Source organism: Azohydromonas lata NBRC 102462 (assembly GCF_001571085.1).
Classification (GTDB): Bacteria; Pseudomonadota; Gammaproteobacteria; order Burkholderiales; family Burkholderiaceae_C; genus Azohydromonas; species Azohydromonas lata.
Map to the genome: position 1 here is coordinate 1 of NZ_BCTC01000045.1, position 23,391 is coordinate 23,391.

The window sequence follows — 23,391 nt, forward strand, 5'->3', positions numbered from 1 at the left end:
GGCTTTGCCGTGGTGGCGGGCGAGGTGCGCACGCTGGCGCAGCGCAGCGCCGAGGCGGCCAAGGAGATCAAGCAGCTCATCACCGAGAGCGTGCAAAGCGTGGGCGAGGGCTCGGCCCTGGCCGACCAGGCCGGCCACACCATGGAGGAGGTGGTGAGCGCCATACGCCGCGTGACGGACCTGATGGGCGAGATCAGCGCCGCCAGCGCCGAGCAGAGCAAGGGCGTGTCCCTGGTGGGCGACGCCGTCACGCGCATGGACCAGGCCACGCAGCAGAACGCCGCGCTGGTGGAGCAAAGCGCCTCGGCCGCAGGCAGCCTGCGCGAGCAGGCACAGGCGCTCGTGGGCTCGGTGGCGGTGTTCCGCCTGGGAGCCCAGGCCGACAGCGGCCGCCCTGCCCCGGTGGCGGCGCGGGCGCAGGCCACGGCGGATGCGCGGTCGCCGGCCCCGGCCGCGGCGCAGCCCGCCACCGGCAGCGGCTGGGACGGCGTGGAGCGCCGCGGCCCCCACCGCGCCACCAACGTCACGCGCCCAGACTTCCGCCGTGCCGCGCCGGCCATGGCAGCGGCCGCGGTGACGCCGCTGGCGCAAGCGCGCACGGGGACGGACGACGAGGAGTGGGCGGCGTTTTGAAGGGCCGGCAGCCAGGTTGGGTTTCGCCGGCCGCATCGTTCAGGAATCTGAACGATCCCGCCCATTCAATGGGGGCCCAAAGGGCGTGAAAGCGAACGATGAGCGCCGCCCGCTCATCCCGCCCCGCCCAACTGCGCCTTCAAGAACCCCAGCAGCCGCGCGTCGGTGGCCCAGGCGGCGTTCAGGCGCAGGCGGTCCGCGCCCACGCCGCGGCGCGAGAACATGTGGCCGCCGGCGATGACGATGCCGGCCTCGCGCGCGGCCTCCACCAGCGCCGGCGCCAGCACGCCCGGCGGCAGCCCGGCCCACAGGAACACGCCGCCGGCCTGCGCCGCGTCGGCGTCAAAGCGCAGCCCGCAGCCCTGCAGCGCCGCGATGGCCGCGCCCCGCGAGCGCGCCAGCCGCTCGCGCAGCCGCAGCACGTGGCGGTGGTAGCGGCCGCTGCGCAGCACCTCGGCCACCAGCGCCTCCTCCAGCGTGGAGCCCGACAGCACGTCCATGAGCTTCAAGTCCACCAGGCGCTCGGTGAGCGACAGGGGGGCGGCCAGGTAGCCCACGCGCAGGCTGGGGCTCAGCAGCTTGCTGAAGCTGCCCACGTAGATCACGCGGCGCAGCGCGTCGATCTGCGCCAGGCGCACGCCGGCATCGCCCGCGAGGTCGCCATAGACATCGTCCTCCACCAGCACGAAATCGAACGCCTCGGCCAGGTTGAGGATGCGGTGGCTGCGCGCCGGCACGGTGCTCGCGCCCGTGGGGTTGTGCAGCAGCGTCTGCGTGAAGAAGGCGCGCGGGCGGTGCTCCTGCACCAGGGCGGCCAGGGCGTCGAGGTCCGGCCCTTGCGCCTCGCGCGGCACGCCCACCACGCGCAGGCCCAGCGCGGCGAGCTGGCTGTGCAGCAGGAAGTAGCCGGGGTCGTCCACCAGCACCGCGTCGCCCGGCACGGCCACGGCACGTGCGGCGAGCTGCAGCGCCTGCGAGGCGCCGAAGGTGGTGAGCAACTGCTCGGGCCGCGCTGGGATCTGCCGCCGCGCCAGCCGCGCGGCAAGCTGCTCGCGCAGCGACGGCAGCCCCTGCACGGGCGGCACCACGGCGGCCTCGGCGCTCTCGCGCAGGCTGCGCGCCAGCGTGGCGGGGGCGATGGCGTCCTCGTACCAGTGCCGGGGCAGGTAGCCCGCGCCGGCCTGCAGCAGCGTGGCGTCGGTGGACAGCACGCTGTGCGTGAAGCCGGACGTGGTGGTGGCCGGCTGCGCGCGCGGCGCCGCCGCCGGCGCGGCCGCGGCCTGCGCGGCCGTGCGCCGCACGTAGTAGCCCGCGCCGGGGCGCGAGGCCACGTAGCCCAGGCCGGAGAGCCGGTCCAGCGCCACCAGCACGGTGTGCACGCTCACCTCCAGCCGCGCCGCGAGCTGCCGCACCGAGGGCAGCCGCGCCCCGGGCAGCAGCGCGCCCTCGTCTATGCGCTGCGCGTAGTGGCGCACGATCTGCTCGGTCAGCGGCGGGGCATCGGTGTCTTTGGCAAGGGTGAACATGGCTCTCGGCCGGAATTCAGGCCGGCATTCAAGCATGGCGCGGGGTGCAACTGTTGCGGTGAATCCATCAAACAGTGCGCTCGACCGTACCGGTGGCCGTACCGGGACAGTTGGCGCCGTGCTGCCTAGTCTTGAGGCCCACGCAGCCCCTTCCCGTTCAACCCATTCACCCACGCCGCAGCCGCCGACCCGCCATGAGCACCGACCAGAACACCGACCAGAACACGCAACCAGCACCCCGCTATGCCCTGTCCGCCCGCGCCGCCGCGCTGCGCAGCTCCGACGTGCGCGAGCTGCTCAAGGCCGCGCAGCAGGCGCAGGTGATTTCCCTGGCCGGCGGCCTGCCCGCGGCCGAGCTGTTCGACACCGAGGGCCTGCGCGCGGCCACGCTGGCCGCCCTGGACACCAACCCCGCCGCCGCGCTGCAGTACGGGCTGACCGAGGGGCAGACCGCCCTGCGCGAAGCGCTGCAGGCGCGCGAGCGCGAGCAGGGCATCGCCCTGGCCGGTCGCGCGCTGCTGGTGACCACGGGCTCGCAGCAGGCGCTGGACATCGTGGCGCGGCTGCTGCTGGACGAGGGCGACGTGGTGGTGGTGCAGCGCCCAAGCTACCTGGCCGCCCTCCAGACTTTCAACTTGGCCGGCGCGCAATGCCTGGGGCTGGACGAGGACGAAGAAGGTGCCCGGGTGGAAGACCTGGAGACCATGGCGTTTCCTCGCAAGCCCAAGCTCGTCTACCTCGTGACGCCCTTCGCGAACCCGTCCGGCGCGACGCTGTCGCTGCGCCGCCGCCGCTGGCTGCTGGAGTGGGCGGCGCGCAACGAGGTGCTGGTGCTGGAGGACGACCCCTACGGCGTGCTGCGCACGGAAGGCCAGGAACTGCCCAGCCTGGCGGCGCTGGCGCAGGACGTGCCGGGCGCACGCGCCTGGGTTGGGCGCACCTCCACGTTGTCCAAGGCCGTGGCGCCGGGGCTGCGGCTGGGCTGGCTGGTGCTGCCCACGGCGCTGGCGGAAGCCGCGGCGCGGGTGAAGCAGTCCATGGACCTGCACACCTCCTCCTTTGCGCAGGAGGTGGCGGCGCACTACCTGGCCGGCGGGCGGCTGCCGGCGCACCTGGCGCGGGTGCGCGGCGCCTACCGCGAGCGGCGCCGCGCGCTGTGCCAGGCGCTGCGCGAGGCCTTCGGCGGCGCGCTGGAGTTCAGCGAGCCAAAGGGCGGCATGTTCCTGTGGGCGCGCTTCACCGATGGCACGGACACGCGTGCCCTGCTCCCAGCGGCGCTGGCCGCGGGCATGGCCTTCGTCCCGGGCGACGCTTTTTATGCCGGTGCCGCGCCGCGCGACCGGCTACGCCTGAGCTTCAGCACCGAGACGCCTGAGCGGCTGCGCGAGGGCGTGGCACGGCTGCGGAAGGCCTGGGAGGCGTCGCGCAGGGGCTGAGCAAGCCCGCACGCCGCAGGCGGCGCGAAGCCGCCCTGCCCCTCAAACCACGAACAGATCCGCCGCCGTGAGCACGGTATTGGCGCCCAGCTTGGCCAGCAGCACGGCCGCGCGTGCGCCCGTGCCGTCGGCATCAAAGCGCAGCTCGCCCGTGGACGGCGTGTAGATGAGCCGGTCGCCTGCGTCCAGCGCCGCCTTGCCCAGGACGAAAGCGCCGGCGTTCAGCGCCCCCAGCGGGCCCAACGCGGCGTAGGCGGTGTGGTCGAACTCCAGCCGGTCATCGACGGCAACGAAGTCGGTGAGGCTGTCCACGGTGGTGCTGCCCGGCGCGTCGGCGAAGCGGAAGGCATCCTGGCCCGCGCCACCGCTGAGCTGGTCCAGCCCAGGGCCGCCGATGAGCGTGTCGTGGCCTGCGCCGCCTGAGACCGTGTCGTTGCCCGCACCGCCGCTGAGCACGTTGGCCACGGCGTTGCCGCTCAGCACGTCGCCGACACGGCCACCGGTGGCGTTCTCGATTTGCGTGCCGAAGCCGATGAAGGATTGGCCCGCGGCCAGGATGCTGCCGGCCTTGGTGCCGACCCAGTTCCAACTGCCCTCGGCCAGATTCAGGTGCACGGCAGCGCTCTCGCCGGCGGCTGACAAGGTGTCCACGCCGCCGCCGTCCCAGATGTAGCGGTCCTGCAGCGAATAAGTATTGCTGCCGGCACGCACGCCGGCATTGACACCATAAAGATATTGAATGGCGGCCAGGTCAAACATGCCAATATTTTGCGCATGCACGCTGGAATTGTTGTAGCTCATGACCCTATTCTGCTGAGCATCCTCCGCCTTGGGCAGCACGGGAGCTTCAAAAGAATGCTTCAAATATAAAGTATGTCCAATCTCGTGCAGCAGTACCTGATACCCATAATCAGGCGCCATCAGGGAAGCGTAATCCACCTTGACATGAACGGCGCCGTTTGCAGACGCATAACCAGAAGCATCATAGTAATGCCCAGACGCCAGATCGTCGCGGAAAAAACGCATTTTCACGCCAGGGCTGTCGGCCACTTCCTTGAATTTCAGGCCGGACACGACAGCATAACAAGCCAGTGCCGCGCGCACTGACGCCTGCTGCGCCCCATTGAAAGTTGCAAACCCCGTCATTCCCGGCGTCGGGCTCAGCGCAAAACTGTAGCTGATGGTTTTTGGCGAGCCGCTGGCGGGAATATCTGGAATATTGTTGTACAGCAGCCCAGAAATAAAATAGGGCAGCGCTTGCGCCCCATTGGTGTAAACCACCGATTCGATGCTGCCGGGCACGAAGGCGCCGTTGATGGAGACGTAGGCCGTGTCGCGGCCGCTTGCGTCCCAGACGCTGTCAAGGCGGTCATCGAGGTAATAGACGTCGTCGCCGGTACCGCCCTGCAGCGTGTCCACGCCCGCGCCGCCGTGCAGGGTGTCGTTGCCGTCGCCACCATCCAGGCTGTCGTTGCCGGCGCCGCCGTCCAGGCTGTCATGGCCGGCAACAGCATAGAGGGTATCGTTGCCTTCGCCGCCATAAAGGCTGTCGCTCCCGCCACCGCCATCGAGTTTGTCGTTGCCCTGGCCGCCATCAAGAAAACTGCGGCCGTATTCCCTGTAAACGCCAAGATAGTCATCGCCGGCGCCGCCCTGCAGGGTATTGTCGCCTGCGCCTCCATACAGTGAATCCTGGCCCGCGCCACCGTCCAGGCTGTCATTGCCGGCGCCACCGAAAAGGGTGTCGTCGCCGATGCTCCCGTAAAGGGTGTCATTGCCGTTGCCGCCGGAAATGGAGTCGTTGCCTTCCCCACCGTCCAGGATATTTTTTCCCAATCTGGCGCTGACGCTCAAAGTGTCATTTCCCGCGCCGCCTTGCAAGACGTTGTCGCCGGCATCGCCATACAGGTCATCATTGCCCGTGCCGCCCAGAATCGTGTCGTTTCCCAGCCCGCCATACAGCGAGTCATTGCCATCCCCGCCGTCGATCAAATCGTTTCCGGCATAGCCGATGGTATTGATGAGATCGTCGCCGCCCCCGCCCTGCAGGGTATCGGCGCCACCGAGACCATAATAAATATCAGCGTTTGGCGTACCGGCAAAAACGTCGTTGCCGCTGGTGCCGTAAATGGGCTTCGAGGCGGCCTTGGCGCGGATTTTTATTTCCATGGACGTCGTTTCTTATCAAACCATGAACAGCCGCGCCGCCTCCCCGGCGGCGCGCAGGACTCGAAATTCTGCGCCGTTTATCCTACATTTTGTTGCACATCGTTCAATGTACGGGATGGACAGGCGGTGCAAGGACTGGGCCCTCGGCGCGCCGTTTGCCGTGACACCCGGGCAAACCCAGCTTTGCCAAGGAGCCTTGCCGTGTCCCTGCGCCTGACCGTGCTGGCCGTTGCCGCCGCCTTGCTGGCGGGGTGCGGCAGCGATTCGCCCCGCCTGTCCGTGGCGGACATCACCGGGCCCGAGCCCACGCTGCCGCCGCCGCACAAGACGCTCATCCCCACCATGGACGTCGCCCCGGCCGTGGGCTGGCCTTCCGGCGCCAAACCGGTGGCGGCGCAGGGCCTGCAGGTGGCCGCCTTCGCCACCGGGCTGGAGCACCCGCGCTGGCTGTACGTGCTGCCCAACGGCGACGTGCTGGTGGCCGAGAGCAACGCGCCGCCCAAGCCGGAGGACGGCAAAGGCATCAAGGGCTGGTTCATGAAGAAGGCCATGGCCAAGGCTGGCGCGGGCGTCCCCAGCGCCAACCGCCTCACGCTGCTGCGCGACGCGGACGGCGACGGCGTGGCGGAGACGAAGACGGTGTTCCTCCAGGGCCTGAACTCGCCCCTGGGCATGGCGCTGGTGGGCAACGACCTCTACGTGGCCAACTCCGATGCGCTCGTGCGCTTCCCCTACACGCCGGGCGCCACGCAGATCACGGCGCCGGGCGAGCGGCTCACGGAGCTGCCGGGCGGGCCCATCAACCACCACTGGACCAAGAACGTGATCGCCAGCCGCGACGGGCGCACGCTCTACGCCACGGTGGGCTCCAACTCCAACGTGGCCGAGAACGGGCTGCAGGCGGAAGAGGGACGCGCGGCGATCTGGGAAATCGACCGCGCCAGCGGCCGCAAGCGGCTGTTCGCCACGGGCCTGCGCAACCCCAACGGCATGGCCTGGGAGCCGTCCACGGGCGTGCTGTGGACGGTGGCCAACGAGCGCGATGAGCTGGGCAACGACCTGGTGCCGGACTACCTGACCTCGGTGAAGGACGGCGGCTTCTACGGCTGGCCGTGGAGCTACTGGGGCCAGCACGTGGACGAGCGCGTGACGCCGGTGAACGAGCAGGCGGTGGCCAAGGCGATCAAGCCGGACTACGCGCTGGGCGCGCACGTGGCCGCGCTGGGGCTCACCTGGGGGGGCGATGCGGCGCTGCTGCCGCAGGGCCTGCGCCAGGGCATGTTTATAGGCCAGCACGGCAGCTGGAACCGCAAGCCGCCCGCGGGCTACCAGGTGGTGTTCGTGCCCTTTGCCAACGGCCGGCCCGGCGGGGCGCCGCAAACGGTGCTCTCAGGCTTTCTCAACGACCGCGGCGACGCGCAGGGCCGCCCCGTGGGCGTGGCCGTGGACGGCAAGGGTGCGCTGCTGGTGGCCGACGACGTGGGCAATGCGGTGTGGAGGGTGACGGGGGCGAGGTGAGGATGGGCGTGTTGCGGGGAAAGTGGTTACGCCCCGTCAGCCCTGCGGCAAAGGCGCTTCGCACCCTCACCCGTCATGCCCGCGAAAGCGGGCATCCACGCGTGCCGGTATAGCGGCGTGCAAACGGTGACGTGATGCGATGCAGTTCGAAGCCGGTACCCCGGCGATCGTGGATGCCCGCTTTCGCGGGCATGACGAAGTAGAGGTCGAAGCACCTAGGCTGACGGAAGGCAGGAAAGCCGCCGCCCGCCCGCCTCAAGCGGGCAGCGCCTCGTGCAGCTTCTGAAACTCCTGCGTGAGCTTGTGCTTGGGGTCCATGTGCACCATGGGCTGCGAGCGCTGGTGGGACTCGCGGATCTTCACCGAGGCGCTGAGATACGGCTGCAGCACGGGCAGGCCCTCGTCCACCAGTTGCTGCACCAGTTGCTGCGGCAAGTTGGCGCGGGGCTGGTACTGGTTGACCACGATGCCGTCCACGCGGAGCTGCGCGTTGTGGTCGGCGCGTATCTCCTGGATGTTCTCCAGCAGCGCGTCCAGCGCGCGGCGCGAGAAGGCGTCGCAGTCGAACGGGATGAGGCAGCCGCCGCCGGCGATCAGCGCCGAGCGCGTGTAGAAGTTCAGCGCCGGCGGGGTGTCGATGTAGATGCGGTCGAAGTGCGGCGCCAGCGACTCCAGCGCCTCGCGCAGCTTGTAGATCTTGTAGCGCGACTCCAGCTTGCTCTGCAGTTCTTCCAGCACCGGGTGCGAGGCCAGGACGAAGAGGTTCTCGAACGGCGTGGGCAGGACGAAGTCGATGGGTGCCTTGGGCCGCATGCTGAAGTGCAGCACCTGGTCGAACAGGCCGCCCAGGTGCGGCGCGTCGTCCGCCACGGCGTCCCCCAACAGGTAATGTGTGGAGTTGCCCTGCGGGTCCAAGTCCACCACCAGCGTGCGCAGCCCCTGGTGCGCGCTGATGGCCGCCAGGTTGCAGGTGATGGTGGATTTACCGACTCCACCCTTCTGGTTGAACACGACGTACCGCATGGACCACTCCTCCCGCTGCTGAGCGCTGCTGCCGCGCGCGGCAGGCCGCGCCGCGCCAACCGCGTATTGTGCAGTGCGGCAAACGGGGCGCCTTGGGCTTTGCAACAGGCGCGCCAGCCGTGCCGGCCTGAAGCAGCTGCGGCTGTGTCTGTGGCTGCGGCTGCGGCCCAACGCGGCAGCGGCGCGCGCCTGCCCGGCCAGGTCAGTCGCCCCGGCGGGAGCCGCTGATCCTGGGCAGCCGGCTCAGGCCTCGGTGGCCGGCGCTTCCCAGGGCTGGTGTTGCGGCGACTTGCCACCACCGCCGCCATGGGCGCGGGCGCGGGCGATGCCGCGCTGCATCACCGCGCCCAGCGACTCGCGCGTGAAAGGCTTGCTCAGGTAGTCGTCCATGCCGGCGGCCAGGCAGCGCTCGCGGTCGCCCTCCATGGCATTGGCGGTGAGCGCGACGATGGGCGTGCGCCGCCGGTTGGGCAACGCCGCCTCCAGCTCGCGCAGGCGGCGCGTGGCCTGGTAGCCGTCGAGCCGCGGCATCTGGCAGTCCATGAGCACCAGGTCGTGGGCGCCGGCCTGCCAGAGCTGCAAGGCCTCCTCGCCGTTGCCGGCCAGGGCCACTTCGCAGCCCAGGGCTTCCAGGTGCGTCTGCGCCAGGAGCTGGTTGACCTCGTTGTCCTCGGCCAGCAGCACGCGCAGGGGTTTGACTTGTTCCAGGGGCATGGACGGCGCACTGGCCGGCGGCGCCGCGCCACCGGCGCCGGCCAGCGACTGCAGCAGCTCCAGCAGCGCCTGGCGGCGCAGTGGCTTGGAAAGCCAGCGCACCCGCGCGTCCTGCGCGAGCACGCCCTCGTCGGCGGCCAGCGAGCTCAGCACCGCCACGGGCAGGCGGTGCCAGAGCGGGTCGGCGTGCACGGCGCGGGCCAAGGTCAAGCCGTCCAGCTCGGGGCCGTGGTGGTCGGTGAGCAGCAGGTCCACGCGCTCGCCGGACTCGGCGGCGCGGTTCAGCCACGCCAGGGCCTGGGCGGCGTCAGGCACGCACTCCGTCCGGACACCCCAGTGCGCCAGCGTGGCGGACAGGAATTCGCGGCTGGTGGCGTTGTCCTCCACCAGCAGCACGCGCAGGCCCTGCAGGCCGGCCTCCTCCGCGCCCGGCCGTGCGCCCTCGCCTGCGGGCAGCGGGCGCAGCGGCAGGTACAGCGTGAACGTGGACCCCTCGCCCGGCCGGCTGAGCAGCATGATCTCGCCGCCCATGAGGTGCGCGAGCTGGCGGCTGATGCTCAGGCCCAGCCCGGTGCCGCCAAAGCGCCGCGTGGTGGAGCTGTCGGCCTGCGTGAAGACCTTGAAGAGCCGCGCCTGCAGCTCCGGCGCGATGCCGGGGCCGGTGTCGCGCACCTCGATCTCGAAGGCATGCTCGCCCGCGGCGCGCAGGCTCACCGCCACTTCGCCGCGGGCGGTGAATTTCAAGGCGTTGGAGACCAGGTTGGAGACGATCTGGCGCAGCCGCAGCGCGTCGCCCAGCACGCGCTCCGGCAGCGCCGGGTCCACGCCGCACAGCAGCTCCAGGCCCTTGCCCTGGGCGGTGGGGGCGAAGAGGGAGACGCTGTCCTCCACCACCTGGCCCAGGTCCAGCGGCACGCTCTCCACGGCCAGGCGGCCGGCCTCGATCTTGGCCAGGTCCAGGATGTCGTTGAGGATGCTCAGCAGCGACTGCCCCGAGGCGTGCGCCGTGCGCGCGAAGTCGAGCTGGCGCGGCGACAGCGGCGTGTGCATGAGCAGCTCCAGCATGCCCAGCACGCCGTTCATGGGCGTGCGCAGCTCGTGGCTCATGTTGGCCACGAACTCGCTCTTGGCGCGGCTGGCGGCCTCGGCGGCGTCCTTGGCCTGGCGCAGCTCGGCGGTGCGCTGCTGCACCATGGCCTCCAGCTCGGCGCCGTGGCGGGCCAGGGCGGCGTCGCGCTGCTGTATCTCGCCGAGCATGGCGTTGAAGCCGTGGACCAGGCGGCCGATCTCGTCGTCGCCGCCGCCTTCGGCGCGCACGTCGTAGCGGTGCTCGCGGGTGACGCGGTGCATGGCGTCCGAGAGGTGCTGCACGGGGTCTATGAGCTTGCTGCGCAGCCGCGCCGTGACCAGCACCGCGCCGCAGGCCGCCAGCGCGGCCAGCGCCAGCGAGGCGGCCAGGTGCTCGGCCGCGTCGGCCCACAGCCGGGCGAGGTCCACGTCCATGACGAGCTGCGCGGCGCGGCGGCCGTCCATGACGACGTCGTGCCGGCTGGTCTGCGCGCTCCAGCCCTGCTGCAGCGCGGAGTCGGTGCCCGGCAGCGCGGCGGCCTGGACGCGCAGCGCCACGCGCCAGCGCGGGTCCTGCGCGTCGCCGCTGCGGCGGTAGCTGGCCAGCACGTTGCCGGCGGCGTCCAGCAGCAGCGCGCCGCTGACCTCCGGGCGCTCGGACAGCCCGGCCACGATGCCGGCGGCGGCCCCCACGTCGTCCAGCACCAGCGCGGCGCGCAGGTGGTGCACCAGCAGCCGCGCCAGGCTCAGCGACTCGGTGCGCGTCTGCTCGCGGGCGTCCATGAGGCCGCGCGAGACCTCCACCACGCCCAGCAGCAGCGCCGCCAGCACGGCCGTGGCCGCCACGGCCGCGCGCAACTGGCGGCGTATGGAGCCCTGCAGCCAGCGGCCCAGCAGCGAGCTCATGCCGCCCCCCCGCGCAACGCGGTGCGGGTCACCGCGCGGGCGGGAACGGCCAGGTGGAACGGGGGTGCGGCAGACATGGGACGAAGCGCGCAAGGCGCCATGCGGGGGCTACGTCTGCTGCATCGGATAGGGCGCCGCCGGCCTTGAGCCACAAACCGCGTCAGAGGGCAACGGGGTGTTAACGCGTGTGGCGGGATGTGGTTGAAGCGTTGCTGTCCTTGGAGGCCGCAATTCGGCCCGCAAGCGGCCCTCCTACAGGCACTCTGTCGCCGCTGCGGATGGCGCCGCCGCTTCACGCCGCCGGCCGCGGCTCCTCTTCCTCTTCGCTGTCGTCGGTGCGCGGCAGCACGTGCAGGGTGTCGCCGCTGCCCTCGTCCTCTTCGCCGATGAAGCCGCCGCTCTGGTGCGCCCACAGCCGCGCGTAGATGCCGCCGCGTGCCAGCAGGCTGCGGTGGTCGCCCTCCTCCACGATGCGGCCCTGGTCCAGCACCACCAGGCGGTCCATGGCGGCGATGGTGGACAGGCGGTGCGCGATGGCCACCACCGTCTTGCCCTCCATCAGCTTGTAGAGGCTGGCCTGGATGGCGGCCTCCACCTCGGAGTCCAGCGCGCTGGTGGCCTCGTCCAGCAGCAGGATGGGCGCGTCCTTGAGCATCACGCGGGCGATGGCGATGCGCTGGCGCTGTCCGCCCGACAGCTTCACGCCGCGCTCGCCCACGTGGGCCTCGTAGCCCTGGCGGCCGGAGGCGTCGGAGAGCGACTGGATGAAGCCGTGCGCCTCGGCCCGGCGCGAGGCGGCCACCACCTCGGCGTCGCTGGCGTCGGGGCGGCCGTAGACGATGTTGTCGCGCACCGAGCGGTGCAGCAGCGAGGTGTCCTGCGTGACCATGCCGATCTGCGCGCGCAGGCTGTCCTGCGTGACGCGCGAGATGTCCTGCCCGTCGATCAGGATGCGCCCGCCCTGCACGTCGTAAAAGCGCAGCAGCAGGTTCACCAGCGTGCTCTTGCCGGCGCCGGAGCGCCCGACCAGGCCGATCTTCTCGCCCGCGCGGATGTGCAGGTTGAAGCCGTCGAGCAGCGGCTCGTCGTTGCCCTTGCCGCCGTAGGCGAAGCGCAGTTGCTCGAAGCGGATGTCGCCCTGCGCCACGCGCAGCGCCGGGGCGTTGGGCTGGTCCACCACCGTGCGCGACCGGCTCAGGGTGTTGATGCCGTCCTGCACCGTGCCGACGTGCTCGAACAGGCCCGCCATCTCCCACATGATCCAGTGCGAGATGCCGTTGAGGCGCAGCGCCATGGCGGTGGCCGCGGCCAGCGCGCCGGCCGTGGCCTGGCCCTGCATCCACAGCCACAGCGCCACGCCCGCGGTGCTGCCGATGAGCAGCATGCTCAGCGTGTGGTTGACGACCTCGAAACCCGTGACCAGCCGCATCTGGCCGTGCACCGTGACCATGAACTCCTGCATGGCGCTGCGCACGTAGCCGGCCTCGCGCTGCGCGTGCGAGAACAGCTTGACGGTGGTGATGTTGGTGTAGGCGTCGGTGATGCGCCCGGTCATGAGCGAGCGGGCGTCGGCCTGCGCCTTGGACACCTTGCCCAGCCGCGGGACGAAGTACCACAACGCCACGCCATAGCAGACCACCCAGCCGCCGAACGGGATGACGAGCCGCAGGTCGAAGGCGCCCACCACCGCCACCATGGTGACGAAGTAGATGGTGACGAAGACCAGGATGTCGCCCAGCGTGAACCAGGCCTCGCGCACGGCCAGGGCGGTCTGCATCACCTTGGTGGCCACGCGGCCGGCGAACTCGTCCTGGTAGAAGGCCAGGCTCTGGCCCAGCATGCGGCGGTGGAAGTCCCAGCGCAGCCGCATGGGGAAGTTGCCCGCCAGCGTCTGGTGCTTGAAGGCGGTCTGCACCGCCACCACCAGCGGGCTGAACAGCAGGATGGCCACCAGCCCCAGCAGGCTCCACTTCTCGCGCGCCCACAGCTCGCCCGGCGCCACGCCGGCGAGCCAGTCCACCATGCGGCCCATCATCCCGAACAGCAGCGCCTCGAAGGCGCCGATGACGGCGGTGAGCAGCGTCATGCCGACCAGCCAGGGCCGCATGCCCCGCGAGCAGGTCCACAGGAAGGCGAAGAAGTGCTTGGGCGGCGTGGGCGGCGGATCTTCCGGGTAGGGATGGACCAGGCGCTCGAAGAAGGCGGCGAAGGATCGGATCAAGGGGGTGCCTCCAGTGCCGTGTTCTCAGGCGCCCTCGGGGGCGTCCTGCAGCAGGCGCAGCTTCACGCGCCGGCCCTTGAGCTTGCCCTGCGCCAGCCGCGCCACCACGGCGTGGGCGACCTCGCGCGCCACGGCGACGTGGGTCTGGTAGTCGCCGACGTGGATGCGGCCGACCTGCGCGGCCTGCAGGGCGCCCTCGCCGGTGAGCATGCCCAGCACGTCGCCGGGGCGGATCTTGTCCTTGCGCCCGCCCAGGATCTGCAGCATGTGCATGGGCGGCTGCAGCGCGCCGCCGGGGGCGGCCTGCAGCGCGGAGAGCTTTTCCCAGTGCGACTCGCGGCCCTGCTGCTGCTCGATCTGGCCCACGCGGCCCATCTCGTCCATGGAGGCCAGGTTCAGGGCCAGCCCGGTGGCGTCGGCGCGGCCCGTGCGGCCGATGCGGTGCACGTGCTGCTGGGTGTCCTGGGAGATGTCGACGTTGATGACGGCGTCCAGCCCCTCGATGTCCAGGCCGCGCGCGGCCACGTCGGTGGCCACCAGCACGGAGCAGCTTCGGCCGGCGAAGCGGATGAGCACCTGGTCGCGGTCGCGCTGCTCCAGCTCGCCGTGCAGCGCCAGCGCCTCTATCCCCTGCGCGCGCAGCACGTCCACCAGGTCGCGGCACTGCTGGCGCGTGTTGCAGAAGGCGATGCTGCTTTGCGGCCGGTAGTGCGCCAGCAGTTGCGAGACGGCGTGCAGCCGCTGGTCCTCCGTGACCTCGAACCAGTGCTCGGCGATGCGCCCCGGCGCGTGGCGCTCGGCCACCTTCACCTCCTTGGGCTCGCGCAGGAAGCGCTGCGCCAGCTTGGCGATGCCCTCGGGGTAGGTGGCCGAGAACAGCAGCGTCTGGCGCTGGCGCGGGCACTTGGCGGCCACGGCGGCGATGTCGTCGAAGAAGCCCATGTCCAGCATGCGGTCGGCCTCGTCCAGCACCAGGGTGGAGAGGGCGTCGAGCTGCAGCGTGCCGCGCTCCAGGTGGTCCAGCAGCCGCCCGGGCGTGCCCACCACCACGTGGGCGCCGTGGGCCAGGCTTTCGGCCTGGGGCTTGATGGGGCTGCCGCCGCTGAGGTTGAGCACCTTGACGTTGCTTTCCGCGCGGGCCAGGCGGCGCACCTGCTGCGTGACCTGCTCGGCCAGCTCGCGGGTCGGGCACAGCACCAGGGCCTGCACGTCCAGCCGCGCGGCGTCCAGGCGGGCGAGCAGCGGCAGCGCGAAGGCGGCGGTCTTGCCGCTGCCGGTGCGGGCCTGGGCGATGAGGTCGTGCCCCGCCAGGGCCAGCGGCAGCGCCGCGGCCTGTATGGGCGTCATGGACGCGTAGCCCAGTTGTTCGAGGTTGGCCAGCAGCGCGGGCGGCAGCGGCAGTTGCCCAAAGCCTTGGGTGGTCGTGGCGGCTTGGGCGGCAGTGCTTGATTCGGTCATCGGCGGATTATCCGGAAGCAGCGGCGCCGCCCCCTTGGGCAAGGGGCTTGCCGGGCCGGTGCCCGCGCTGCGGTAGATTGCGCGCCCCGAATGCAGGCCTGCCCATGAAGCTTTCCGTACTCGACCAATCCGTTTCCCTGGCCGGCGCCGGCGAGGACGCGGCCCTGCGCGACACCCTGGCGCTGGCCCAGCACTGCGAGGCGCTGGGCTACGAGCGCTTCTGGTGCTCGGAGCACCACAACCTGCCCACCATCGTGGGCAGCGCGCCGGAGGTGCTGCTGGCGGCCATCGCGGCGCGCACCACGCGCATACGGCTGGGCAGCGCCGGGGTGATGCTGCCGCACTACTCGGCCTTCAAGGTGGCCGAGCAGTTCCGCGTGCTGGACGCGCTGGCGCCGGGGCGCCTGGACCTCGGCGTGGGCCGCGCCCCGGGCGGCGACCTGCGCACGGCGCGCGCGCTCAACCCCAACGCGCTGGCCTCGGCCGAGGACTTTCCGCAGCAGGTGCAGGCGCTGCAGGCCTGGGTGGGCGGCGCGCGGCACCTGGGCATCGCCGCGCACCCGCTGCCGCCGGAGGGAGCGGGCGAGGAGCGCGCGCCGCAGCTCTGGGTGCTGGGCAGCTCGGACTACGGCGCGCAACTGGCAGCGCACCTGGGCCTGCCCTACGCCTTCGCCTACTTCTTCATGGACGGCCAGGGCGTGGAGCAGGCGCTGCACCTGTACCGCACGCTCTACCAGCCGAGCGCGCGGCACGCCAAGCCGCAGGCCACGATTTGCGTGTGGGCGCTGGTGGCCGAGACCGACGAGCAGGCGCGCCACCACGCCCTGTCGCGCGAGCGCTGGCGGCTGGACCGCGCGCGCGGCGTGCTGGGCCCGCTGCTGCCGCCGGACGAGGTGGCCCGGCGCGGCTTCACGGACGCCGAGCTGCAGCAGCTCGCCCCCCTGCGGCACAAGGCCTTCGTCGGCTCGCCGGCCACGGTTGGGCGGCAGTTGCGCTCGCTGGCGGCGGCGCTGGAGCTGGACGAGCTGGTGGTCAACACCTGGGCATTCGACCCGGCCGTGCGGCGGCGCTCCTATGCGCTGCTGGCCGAGGAATTCAATCTTTTGGAGGGAGGCGCCTGATGCGCATGCAACACATCGATTTCGAGCTGCGGGGCGAGTTCATCCCGCTGGACGCCTTGTTGAAGGCCACGGGGCTGGCCGACAACGGCGGCGCGGCCAAGGCCCTGGTGGCCGCGGGCAAGGTGGAAGTGGACGGGCAGCAGGAGCTGCGCAAGACGGCCAAGCTGCGCGCGGGCCAGGTGGTGGCGATCGCGGGGGCGCGGGTGCGCATCCTGGCGCCGGGGTCCATGGCGCCAGTGGAAACAGGCGTGGACGAGTGAGGCGGCAGGGGCCCCATCGTTCACGAAAACGCACTTCGCTCCCTCACTGCATGAGAGCCATCGTTCAGATGCCTGAACGATGCGGCCGGCCCTACAGCTTCATTTCCAGCCGCAGCAGCCAATCCACATAGGTCCTGTTGACCGTCTGCGAGCTCTCGCGCAGGTTGAGCGCGGCGTTGTCGTAGGCGCTGCCGCGCACGAAATCCGGCGCCGAGAAATTCGTGGCCGACAGGCGCAGCGCCAGCGAGGGGTTGAAGGTCCACAGCGCGTAGGCGTCGAACACCGGCTTGCGGCCCACGCGGGCGGTTTCGATCGCCGACAGCCGCGTGACGTAGCCCGGCGTCCAGTGCAGGTTGCCGCCCAGGGTCAGCGGCGTGCCGCGCGGCTTCCAGTCCGCCCCCAGGTTGGCCGTCATGCCCGGCTGCTGGTCCACGCGGTTGTCCGGCCCCGGCACGTCGTGCACGCGGGAGCGGAAAAAGCTCACGCCGCTGCGCACGTCCAGCGCCGGGGCCTGCGCCAGCACCTCGCGCAGCGCGAACTTGGCCTCCAGCTCCAGGCCCTGCACCGTGGCGTCGCCGACGTTGTAGGGCCGGTTCACCCAGCGCCCGCCCTCCTGCCGCGTCTCGTTGCGCACGAGGTCGCTGATCTCGCGGTGGAACACGCCCGCGCTGAGCACGCCGCCGCCGCCGAGGTAGCGCTCCAGGGTGACATCCAGCCCCGTGGCCAGCTCCGGGCGCAGCGCGGGGTTGCCGGCGCGGTCGGGGCTGGTGGACGAGTTCTGCGTGCTGACCACGGGGCTGCCGACGAGGCTGCCCAGCGTGAGGGCGCGGTAGCTGCGCGAGAGGCTCATGCGCAACTGGTCGCGTTTCTTCGCGTCGAACTTCCACACCGTGTGCAGCACGGGGCTCCACACGGCGCTGCGGTTGCGCCGGTCGCCGTCCACGCCCTCGCTGCGCGTCTCTATGCTTTCCCAGCGCAGGCCGGCTTGGGCGGCCCAGCGCGGGTTGATGTCCCACTCGTCCTGCGCGTAGACGGCCACGCGCTGCGAGCGCGCCTGCAGGCCATCGTCGAAGGCCGGCAGCAGCGGCACGCCGTCGGCCAGGTTGCTGCGCTGCTCACGGCGCCGCGCGCCCTCCAGCTCCACGCCGGCCACGCCGCTGTGGGCGTCGGCCAGCAGCGTGGAGGCCTTCACGCTGGCGCTCCAGCTGCGGTCGCTGATGTGGGCGTCGTCGTAGCGCAGCGCGGGGTCCGCGCCGCCGGTTTCCGGGCGCAGCGTGTTCTCGTCGTACAGCCAGCGGCCGGCGCTGGCGCGCCATTCCAGCCGCGTGCCGTCGGCCAGGCGCTGGTTGCGCTGGGCGCTCAGCCGGGCCAGGGTGAAGCGCGAGTGGCCCACGGGATCGGCCTGCGTCCAGGGCACTTTGTTGTCGGGATCGGAGGACTGCTGCGCCAGCGTGGCGTGGCGGCGGCTGTCGCCCTCGCCGTAGATGGCAAAGGGCGTGAGGGTGAAGCTCTCGCCCTCCCCCAGCCGCCACTGCAGCCGGCCATTGAAGGTGAGGCGCCGGCGCTCGATCTCGCTGTCCACCGTCTCCTCGCGGCACAGCGTGGGGGCGCCGCCGGACGGCCCGCGCTCCAGCACGGTGTCGGTGTGCGCGCGCACGCGCGAGCTCAGCGCGTTGAGGTTGAAGGTGTAGGCCAGCGCGTCGGCGCTGCCGTTGCGGCTCCAGTTCAGCCCGGGGCTCCAGCGGCCGTCCTCCAGGCCCAGCGACAGGCGCAGGTCGTTGGCGCGGCGCTTGAAATTTTCGCGGGTGATGATGTTGATGGTGCCGGCGACGGCGCGGGCGCCGGTCTCGGCGGTGGGGGCGCGCAGGATCTCGATGCGCTCGATCTGCTCGGGCGCCAGCGAGTCGATCTCGAAGCCGCGCGGCACTTGTTCCCCGTCCAGCAGGATTTGCGTGTAACCGTTGCCCAGGCCGCGCAGGCGCGGGCTGCCGCCGCGGCCCGGGGCGCCGTCCAGCGTCACGCCGGGCAGGCGCTTGAGCACCTCGCCCAAGGAGGCGTCGCCGAAGCGCTCGATGTCCTCGCGGCCTATGACGGTCTTGGCGGCGGTGGACTCGCGCCGCTCGCGCACCTCGCCGCCGCTGCGCTCGCCGGTGATTTCGACACGCTGCACCGGCTCGCCGCTTGCCGGCACCGGGGGCGCACCGGGCGGCGCCGCGGTCTGTGCCACGGCGGCGCAGGCCGCGGCGGCCAGGGTGCAGCCCAGGGCCTGGGAACGGGAAAGAGATTTCGACAGGGACATGGCCGAAATTGTCATTCACCCTTATTGGGGAACTTTGGGCCGCCCCCATCATTCACAGAACGCAAGGCCGGGCCATCGTCCGGAGACCGAGAAGAGAGACAAGGCAATGAGCAAGACAAGGACTGGACTGCTGGGCGCGCTGATGCTGACCGTGGCGGCCGCGTCGTTCACCCCGGTGATGGCGGAAGCCAAGCGCTTGGGCGGCGGCAGCTCGTCCGGCCTGCAGCGCAGCCTGCCGGCGCGCAGCACGCCGCAGACGCCCCCGCCGCAACAGACGCCCAACCAGGCCGCGCCCACCAGCCCGGCCGCTCCCGCGCAACAGGCCCAGCCCGGCCGCCAGGCCACGGCGCCGGCCGCCGGCGCGGCCGCTGCCGCCGCTGCGGCGCCCAAGCGCAACTGGCTGGGGCCCATCGCCGGCCTGGCCGCCGGCCTGGGCATCGCCGCGCTGCTGAGCCACTTCGGCATGGGCGAGGCGGTGGCCAACTTCGTGATGATGGCGCTGCTGGCCGTCGCGGCCATCTTCCTGATCCGCTTCCTGGTCAGCCGCTTCGCCGGCAAGAAGAACCAGCCGGCCTATGCCGGTGCGGGCGCGGGTGCCGGCCTGGGCGGCACGGCCGCCTCCACGCCCTGGAACCAGCAACCCGGCTACGGCACCAACCTGAACCGCCAGGCCGACAGCTTCGGCAGCACCGCGCAGCCGGGCAGTGCCTACACCCCGGCGGCCGCGGCCGACAGCGCCCTGGTGACGAATGCCGCGCCGCAACTGCCGGCGGACTTCGACGCCGCCGCCTTCGAGCGCGTGGCCAAGACCATCTTCATCCGCATGCAGGCGGCCAACGACACGGGCGACCTCAACGACCTGCGCAGCTTCACCACGCCGGAGATGTTCGCCTCGGCCAAGCTGGATCTGCAGGATCGCGCCGGCAAGCAGCAGGCCACCGACGTGGTGCGCGTGGACGCGCAGGTGGTGGACTGGGCCCAGGAAGCCGACCGCCAGGTGGTGAGCGTGCGCTACAGCGGCCTCATCCGCGAGGACCGCGACGCCCCGGCGACGGACTTCGACGAGGTCTGGCACCTGGTGCGCCCCGCCGACGGCAGCCGCAATTGGGCCATCGCCGGCATCCAGCAGTACTCGCACTGAGCGCTGCGCTAACCCACCGGGAGACGCCATGAACGCTCCAGCCGCCACCCCTACCTCCACCCAGCCGGCGCCCTCGCAGCAGGCCTTGGCGGCGGCGCTGGACAACGTGGCCGCCGTGACCCTGCGCGGCGTGGCCTTGCCCGCGGGCGTGCCGGGGCAGCTCTGGCTGTCGGCCATGCCCGGGCGCTTCGAGCCCTTCAAGCGCTTCCTGGCCGAGGCGCGGCAGCACCGGGTGTCGCTGGTGCTGTGCCTGGCGCCCATGGAGGAGCTGGCCACGCTGTCGCCCGCCTACCGCTCGGCCGTGGCGCAGGGCACGCTGCCGTTTCGCTGGCTGAACCTGCCCATGCGCAACTTCGGCCTGCCGCCGGACCTGCACGACTTCCACGCCGGCATGGCGGCGGCGGCGCAGTCGCTGCTGGCCGGCGAGTCGGTGCTGCTGCACTGCGCCGCCGGCCTGGGGCGCACCGGCAGCGCCGCGGCCTGCCTGCTCAAGGCGCTGGGCCTGCCCACGGCCGACGCGCTGCAGCGCGTGCGCGACGCGGGCTCCAACCCGCAGACGGCGCAGCAGACGGGGCTGGTGGACCGCTTCTGAGCCGGGTGCAGGCCTCGCGGCAGCGGCGCACTTCATCCCTTCCCCCAACGAAAAACGCGGCCCAGGGCCGCGTTTTTTCATGAGCCGGATATTCGGCGCGGATTACATCGCGCGGATCTTGGCGGCTTGCTGGCCTTTGGGGCCTTCACGCAGCTCGAATTCCACGCGCTGGTTTTCCTTCAGGCTTTTGAAGCCGTCGGACTGGATTTCGCTGAAATGCGCAAACACGTCCTTGCCGCCACCGTCCGGGGTGATGAAACCGAAACCCTTGCCATCGTCGAACCACTTGACGATGCCGGTTTGCTGAGTGCTCATTGCAATTGAACCTTGTGAAAAAACATCGAAATCCCGCCCGCGTACTACCCGGGCGGGAACAGAAACACGCAAGGGACGCAGCGGGGGATATTCAAACCAGGCCAGCCACGCAAGACATTCTGTTGAATGACCGCGGGCGGAAAGGGACACACCAGCAGGAACGGACTTGGTAATTCTGTGGTAACAATTCTACACATCCATTCGGGTCGTGATGGGCAAAGCCCGACATTTATGCTCGCCGGTTGATGGACACTATTTCCTTGCTGTTTGCTGACGAGTTTTTGCTGGTCCTGGATAAACCCGCCGGCTTATTGGCCGTGCCCGGGCGCACCGAGCCGGATTGCCTGGCGGCGCGGGCGCAAAAACAGTTTCCCGACGCACTGACCGTGCACCGGCTGGACATGGCCACCTCCGGCCTCATCGCCATGGGGCGCGGTGCCGATGCGCAGCGCGCGCTGAGCATGGCCTTTGCCGAGCGCCGCGTGCACAAGCGCTACGTGGCGGTGGTGGCCGGGCACCTGCAGCCGCCGGACGGCGGCGTGGGCGAAGTGAGCCTGCCGCTGCGCTGCGACTGGCCCAACCGCCCGCGCCAGATGGTGGACCCGGTGCAGGGCAAGCCGTCGCTCACGCGCTGGCGCGTGCTCGGCCACGGGGCGGATGCCACCCGCGTGGAGCTGGAGCCCGTCACCGGCCGCTCGCACCAGTTGCGCGTGCACATGGCCTCGCTGGGCCACCCCATCGTCGGCGACGAGCTGTATGCACCGCCGGACGTGCTCGCGCGCTCGCCGCGGCTGCTGCTGCACGCGGCCGAGCTGGCGCTGCCGCACCCGCGCGACGGCACGGTCATGCGCTTTGAAAGCCCGGCGCCCTTCTGAGCGCGGGCATCATCGCGGCATGAAACAAGACGTGCCCCTGCCGCAGGCCTATCGCCTGATCAACCACGGTCCCACCGTGCTCGTGAGCGCCGCCCATGGCGGGCGCCGCAACCTCATGGCCGCCGCCTGGGCCATGCCGCTGGACTTCAATCCGCCCAAGATCGCGGTGGTGCTGGACAAGAGCACCTACACGCGCAAGCTGATCGAGGCCGCGGGCAGCTTCGCGCTCAACGTGCCCTGCCGCGCGCAGGTCGACCTGGCCTACACGGTGGGCACGTGCAGCGGCGAGGAGGTGGACAAGTTCGAGGCGTTCAACGTCGGCAGCTTTGCCGGACACGTGGTCGAGGCACCGCTGGTGGCGGGCTGCGTGGCCTGGCTGGAATGCCGGCTGCTGCCGCAGCCCGCGCTGCAGTCCGAGCACGACCTGTTCCTCGGCGAGGTGGTGGCGGCGCAGGCCGACTCGCGCGCCTGGGCCGGCGGACGCTGGCAGTACCGTGACGGCGCCGAAGCCGATCCGGCCCTGGACGCGCTGCGCACGCTGCACCACATCGCCGCCGGGCGCTTCTTCACCTGCGGCGAGCAGGTGCAGGGGCACTCCCTGTTCAACCAGGAGCCAGGCGCATGAAGCGGCTGGTCGTCCTCACCGGCGCTTCGCGCGGCATGGGGCGCGCGCTGGCCGTGGCGCTGCTGCAGCGCGAGCACACGCACGTGCTCACGCTCTCGCGCCGGCCGGACGAGGCGCTGGCGTCCGAGCCCCGCGCGGCCGGCGCGGCGCTGGAGCAGTGGGCGCAGGATTTGAGCCAGCCCGTGGCCGTGGCCGGATTGCTGGAATCCTGGCTGGCGGCGCAGGCCGATGGCGGCTTTTCCGAAGCCGTGCTCGTCAACAACGCCGCGCTGCTGACGCCGCCGGGGCCGGTGGAGCAGGTGGACGTGGACACGCTCTCGGCCGCGCTGCGCGTGGGCCTGGAGGCGCCGGTGCTGCTCACGCGCGCCTTCCTGCGCGCCACCGAGCCCTGGCGCGTGGCGCGCAAGGTGCTCAGCATTTCCTCCGGCCTGGGCCGCCGCGCCATGGCGGCCAGCGCGCCCTACTGTGCGGTCAAGGCGGGGCTGGACCATTTCACGCGCGCGCTGGCGCTGGACGAGGCGCTGAAACCGCTGGGCACGCGCGTGGTGTCGCTGGCGCCGGGCGTGATCGATACCGACATGCAGGTGCAGTTGCGCGGCGGCGACCCGGCGCACTTCCCGGACCACGACCGCTTCGTCCAGTTGCGCGCGCAGGGGCTGCTGGACAGCCCCGAGCAGGCGGCAGCCAAGCTGCTGGCCTACCTGGACCGGCCGGATTTTGGCGAGCAGCCGGTGGCGGATGTGAGGGAAGGGTGAGGGAGCTGAACGTCGGCGGCAGCCCGTCAGCCGGTGGCCGACGGCGGCCGCGCGCTCACACCGCCTCCGCCGTCCTGAGCACCTTGTAGAACCCGGCCTCCGACTGCACCAGCGCGAGCTGCGCGAAGCGCCAGTGCAGCGGCGGCGGGTTCACGGGCGGCTTGGCGCCCTGGGCCTGGCGGGCCAGCGTCAGGTGCGGACGCCAGGGCCGGGCCTCCAGCGCCACGCCCAACTGCCGCAGCCGCAGCCCCAATTGCGCGTGCAGCGACTGCAGGTGCGCCGGCACGCTGGCCGGCTCCAGCACGGCAATGCCGCCGCGCCACAGCGCCGGGTGCGTGAACGTCAGCTCCGCCGCCGAGAACGAGGCCGGCATGGCCAGCATCAGCGGCTCCACCTGCGACTGCGGCACCTCGCCGATGAAGTGCAGCGTCAGGTGCAGCTTGGACGCCGGCGTGGGCCGCGCCTGCGGCGGCCAGCGCCACAACTGCTGGTGCGCGCGCGCTTCCCAGCGCTGCGCGTCGTCAGGCCACAAGCCGATGAACAGCCGGGCCGTGGCCTCGGCCGGGGCCTTGGGAAGGTCGGAATCGGAGGGCACGGGGGTGTCGGCGGCGCTTATCGTTTTCATGCCCCCTACCCTAGCCGGCCGGGCGGCTTCGCGTAAGCTGTTACGCCTCATGCCCCTGCTTGGGCGCAGGCATCGCGGCCGACACGCCGGCGGTGCGCGTCCGCAACAACC

Annotated in this window: 19 protein-coding genes; 10 read left to right on the top strand and 9 right to left on the bottom strand. The window is 71.3% G+C overall.

The annotated features are described in order from the left end of the window. Nucleotides 1–633: methyl-accepting chemotaxis protein (locus tag ALA01S_RS16295; protein ID WP_238455831.1), on the top strand; the 633-nt coding region annotated here is incomplete at its 5' end. 113 nt (nt 634–746) lie between these two features. Here ALA01S_RS16295 and ALA01S_RS16300 read toward each other — a convergent pair. Beyond that, the gene (locus tag ALA01S_RS16300; protein ID WP_066338174.1) at nt 747–2,159 is read right to left on the bottom strand and encodes an aminotransferase-like domain-containing protein; all 1,413 of its coding nucleotides are present in this window, start codon (nt 2,157–2,159) and stop codon (nt 747–749) included. 194 nt (nt 2,160–2,353) lie between these two features. Here ALA01S_RS16300 and ALA01S_RS16305 point away from each other — a divergent pair, with 194 nt between their 5' ends. Then, nucleotides 2,354–3,595, top strand: a complete 1,242-nt coding sequence (locus ALA01S_RS16305) for an aminotransferase-like domain-containing protein (RefSeq protein ID WP_066338181.1) — start codon at nt 2,354–2,356, stop codon at nt 3,593–3,595. Nucleotides 3,596–3,637: 42 nt separating this feature from the next. Here ALA01S_RS16305 and ALA01S_RS33080 read toward each other — a convergent pair whose 3' ends face one another. Then, nucleotides 3,638–5,764: a calcium-binding protein gene (locus tag ALA01S_RS33080; RefSeq protein WP_066338183.1), complete on the bottom strand. Its 2,127-nt coding sequence runs from the start codon at nt 5,762–5,764 to the stop codon at nt 3,638–3,640. A gap of 183 nt (nt 5,765–5,947) precedes the next feature. Between ALA01S_RS33080 and ALA01S_RS16315 the strand changes: the two genes are divergently transcribed. Then, nucleotides 5,948–7,282 (top strand): PQQ-dependent sugar dehydrogenase, encoded by a 1,335-nt coding sequence (locus ALA01S_RS16315; protein ID WP_218011480.1) that lies wholly within the window; start codon nt 5,948–5,950, stop codon nt 7,280–7,282. 255 nt (nt 7,283–7,537) lie between these two features. On the opposite strand, the gene ALA01S_RS16320 is transcribed toward ALA01S_RS16315, so the two are convergent. The 4 genes from ALA01S_RS16320 to dbpA form a co-directional block, all read right to left on the bottom strand. After that, on the bottom strand, nt 7,538–8,305 hold the full coding sequence (locus ALA01S_RS16320) for a ParA family protein (RefSeq protein WP_066338185.1): 768 nt from the start codon (nt 8,303–8,305) through the stop codon (nt 7,538–7,540). A gap of 243 nt (nt 8,306–8,548) precedes the next feature. Then, nucleotides 8,549–10,993, bottom strand: coding sequence for a response regulator (locus ALA01S_RS16325; protein ID WP_066338186.1), 2,445 nt, complete (start codon nt 10,991–10,993; stop codon nt 8,549–8,551). A 292-nt stretch (nt 10,994–11,285) separates the two neighbouring features. After that, nucleotides 11,286–13,214, bottom strand: coding sequence for an ABC transporter ATP-binding protein (locus tag ALA01S_RS16330; protein WP_238455833.1), 1,929 nt, complete (start codon nt 13,212–13,214; stop codon nt 11,286–11,288). Between the two features lie 24 nt (nt 13,215–13,238). Next, nucleotides 13,239–14,672 (bottom strand): ATP-dependent RNA helicase DbpA, encoded by a 1,434-nt coding sequence (gene dbpA / locus ALA01S_RS16335; protein ID WP_066338188.1) that lies wholly within the window; start codon nt 14,670–14,672, stop codon nt 13,239–13,241. A gap of 104 nt (nt 14,673–14,776) precedes the next feature. On the opposite strand from dbpA, the gene ALA01S_RS16340 reads away from it, so the two are divergent. Together ALA01S_RS16340 and ALA01S_RS16345 are read left to right on the top strand one after the other, a co-directional pair. Continuing rightward, complete coding sequence (locus ALA01S_RS16340; protein ID WP_066338192.1) at nt 14,777–15,793, top strand: LLM class flavin-dependent oxidoreductase; 1,017 nt, start codon at nt 14,777–14,779, stop codon at nt 15,791–15,793. A gap of 5 nt (nt 15,794–15,798) precedes the next feature. After that, nucleotides 15,799–16,053, top strand: a complete 255-nt coding sequence (locus ALA01S_RS16345; protein ID WP_066338279.1) for an RNA-binding S4 domain-containing protein — start codon at nt 15,799–15,801, stop codon at nt 16,051–16,053. 91 nt (nt 16,054–16,144) lie between these two features. On the opposite strand, the gene ALA01S_RS16350 is transcribed toward ALA01S_RS16345, so the two are convergent. Next, nucleotides 16,145–18,352 (bottom strand): TonB-dependent receptor plug domain-containing protein, encoded by a 2,208-nt coding sequence (locus ALA01S_RS16350; RefSeq protein ID WP_066338193.1) that lies wholly within the window; start codon nt 18,350–18,352, stop codon nt 16,145–16,147. Nucleotides 18,353–18,458: 106 nt separating this feature from the next. Between ALA01S_RS16350 and ALA01S_RS16355 the strand changes: the two genes are divergently transcribed. Then, nucleotides 18,459–19,493: a Tim44 domain-containing protein gene (locus ALA01S_RS16355; protein WP_084267636.1), complete on the top strand. Its 1,035-nt coding sequence runs from the start codon at nt 18,459–18,461 to the stop codon at nt 19,491–19,493. 28 nt (nt 19,494–19,521) lie between these two features. After that, nucleotides 19,522–20,085, top strand: coding sequence for a protein-tyrosine phosphatase family protein (locus ALA01S_RS16360; protein ID WP_084267637.1), 564 nt, complete (start codon nt 19,522–19,524; stop codon nt 20,083–20,085). Between the two features lie 102 nt (nt 20,086–20,187). On the opposite strand, the gene ALA01S_RS16365 is transcribed toward ALA01S_RS16360, so the two are convergent. Next, a complete protein-coding gene (locus tag ALA01S_RS16365) occupies nt 20,188–20,400 on the bottom strand; it encodes a cold-shock protein (RefSeq protein ID WP_066338195.1) in 213 nt (70 codons plus the stop codon). Nucleotides 20,401–20,645: 245 nt separating this feature from the next. Between ALA01S_RS16365 and ALA01S_RS16370 the strand changes: the two genes are divergently transcribed. The 3 genes from ALA01S_RS16370 to ALA01S_RS16380 are packed head-to-tail and all read left to right on the top strand — an operon-like array spanning nt 20,646 to nt 22,655. Next, nucleotides 20,646–21,275, top strand: a complete 630-nt coding sequence (locus ALA01S_RS16370; RefSeq protein ID WP_066338197.1) for a pseudouridine synthase — start codon at nt 20,646–20,648, stop codon at nt 21,273–21,275. A gap of 19 nt (nt 21,276–21,294) precedes the next feature. Beyond that, nucleotides 21,295–21,900: a flavin reductase family protein gene (locus tag ALA01S_RS16375; RefSeq protein WP_066338199.1), complete on the top strand. Its 606-nt coding sequence runs from the start codon at nt 21,295–21,297 to the stop codon at nt 21,898–21,900. Then, on the top strand, nt 21,897–22,655 hold the full coding sequence (locus tag ALA01S_RS16380; protein WP_066338201.1) for an SDR family NAD(P)-dependent oxidoreductase: 759 nt from the start codon (nt 21,897–21,899) through the stop codon (nt 22,653–22,655). Before ALA01S_RS16375 ends, ALA01S_RS16380 begins: the two co-directional genes overlap by 4 nt. 55 nt (nt 22,656–22,710) lie before the next feature. On the opposite strand, the gene ALA01S_RS16385 is transcribed toward ALA01S_RS16380, so the two are convergent. Next, the gene (locus ALA01S_RS16385) at nt 22,711–23,280 is read right to left on the bottom strand and encodes a 2'-5' RNA ligase family protein (RefSeq protein ID WP_169805941.1); all 570 of its coding nucleotides are present in this window, start codon (nt 23,278–23,280) and stop codon (nt 22,711–22,713) included. Nucleotides 23,281–23,391: the final 111 nt, after the last annotated feature.

Bases quoted from the DNA above. Each gene is read 5' to 3' on its own strand.
- ALA01S_RS16300 (WP_066338174.1), bottom strand. From the start codon at position 2,159: ATGTTCACCCTTGCCAAAGACACCGATGCCCCGCCGCTGACCGAGCAG.
- ALA01S_RS16305 (WP_066338181.1), top strand. From the start codon at position 2,354: ATGAGCACCGACCAGAACACCGACCAGAACACGCAACCAGCACCCCGC.
- ALA01S_RS33080 (WP_066338183.1), bottom strand. From the start codon at position 5,764: ATGGAAATAAAAATCCGCGCCAAGGCCGCCTCGAAGCCCATTTACGGC.
- ALA01S_RS16320 (WP_066338185.1), bottom strand. From the start codon at position 8,305: ATGCGGTACGTCGTGTTCAACCAGAAGGGTGGAGTCGGTAAATCCACC.
- ALA01S_RS16325 (WP_066338186.1), bottom strand. From the start codon at position 10,993: ATGAGCTCGCTGCTGGGCCGCTGGCTGCAGGGCTCCATACGCCGCCAG.
- dbpA (WP_066338188.1), bottom strand. From the start codon at position 14,672: ATGACCGAATCAAGCACTGCCGCCCAAGCCGCCACGACCACCCAAGGC.
- ALA01S_RS16340 (WP_066338192.1), top strand. From the start codon at position 14,777: ATGAAGCTTTCCGTACTCGACCAATCCGTTTCCCTGGCCGGCGCCGGC.
- ALA01S_RS16345 (WP_066338279.1), top strand. From the start codon at position 15,799: ATGCAACACATCGATTTCGAGCTGCGGGGCGAGTTCATCCCGCTGGAC.
- ALA01S_RS16350 (WP_066338193.1), bottom strand. From the start codon at position 18,352: ATGTCCCTGTCGAAATCTCTTTCCCGTTCCCAGGCCCTGGGCTGCACC.
- ALA01S_RS16355 (WP_084267636.1), top strand. From the start codon at position 18,459: ATGAGCAAGACAAGGACTGGACTGCTGGGCGCGCTGATGCTGACCGTG.
- ALA01S_RS16360 (WP_084267637.1), top strand. From the start codon at position 19,522: ATGAACGCTCCAGCCGCCACCCCTACCTCCACCCAGCCGGCGCCCTCG.
- ALA01S_RS16365 (WP_066338195.1), bottom strand. From the start codon at position 20,400: ATGAGCACTCAGCAAACCGGCATCGTCAAGTGGTTCGACGATGGCAAG.
- ALA01S_RS16370 (WP_066338197.1), top strand. From the start codon at position 20,646: ATGGACACTATTTCCTTGCTGTTTGCTGACGAGTTTTTGCTGGTCCTG.
- ALA01S_RS16375 (WP_066338199.1), top strand. From the start codon at position 21,295: ATGAAACAAGACGTGCCCCTGCCGCAGGCCTATCGCCTGATCAACCAC.
- ALA01S_RS16380 (WP_066338201.1), top strand. From the start codon at position 21,897: ATGAAGCGGCTGGTCGTCCTCACCGGCGCTTCGCGCGGCATGGGGCGC.
- ALA01S_RS16385 (WP_169805941.1), bottom strand. From the start codon at position 23,280: ATGAAAACGATAAGCGCCGCCGACACCCCCGTGCCCTCCGATTCCGAC.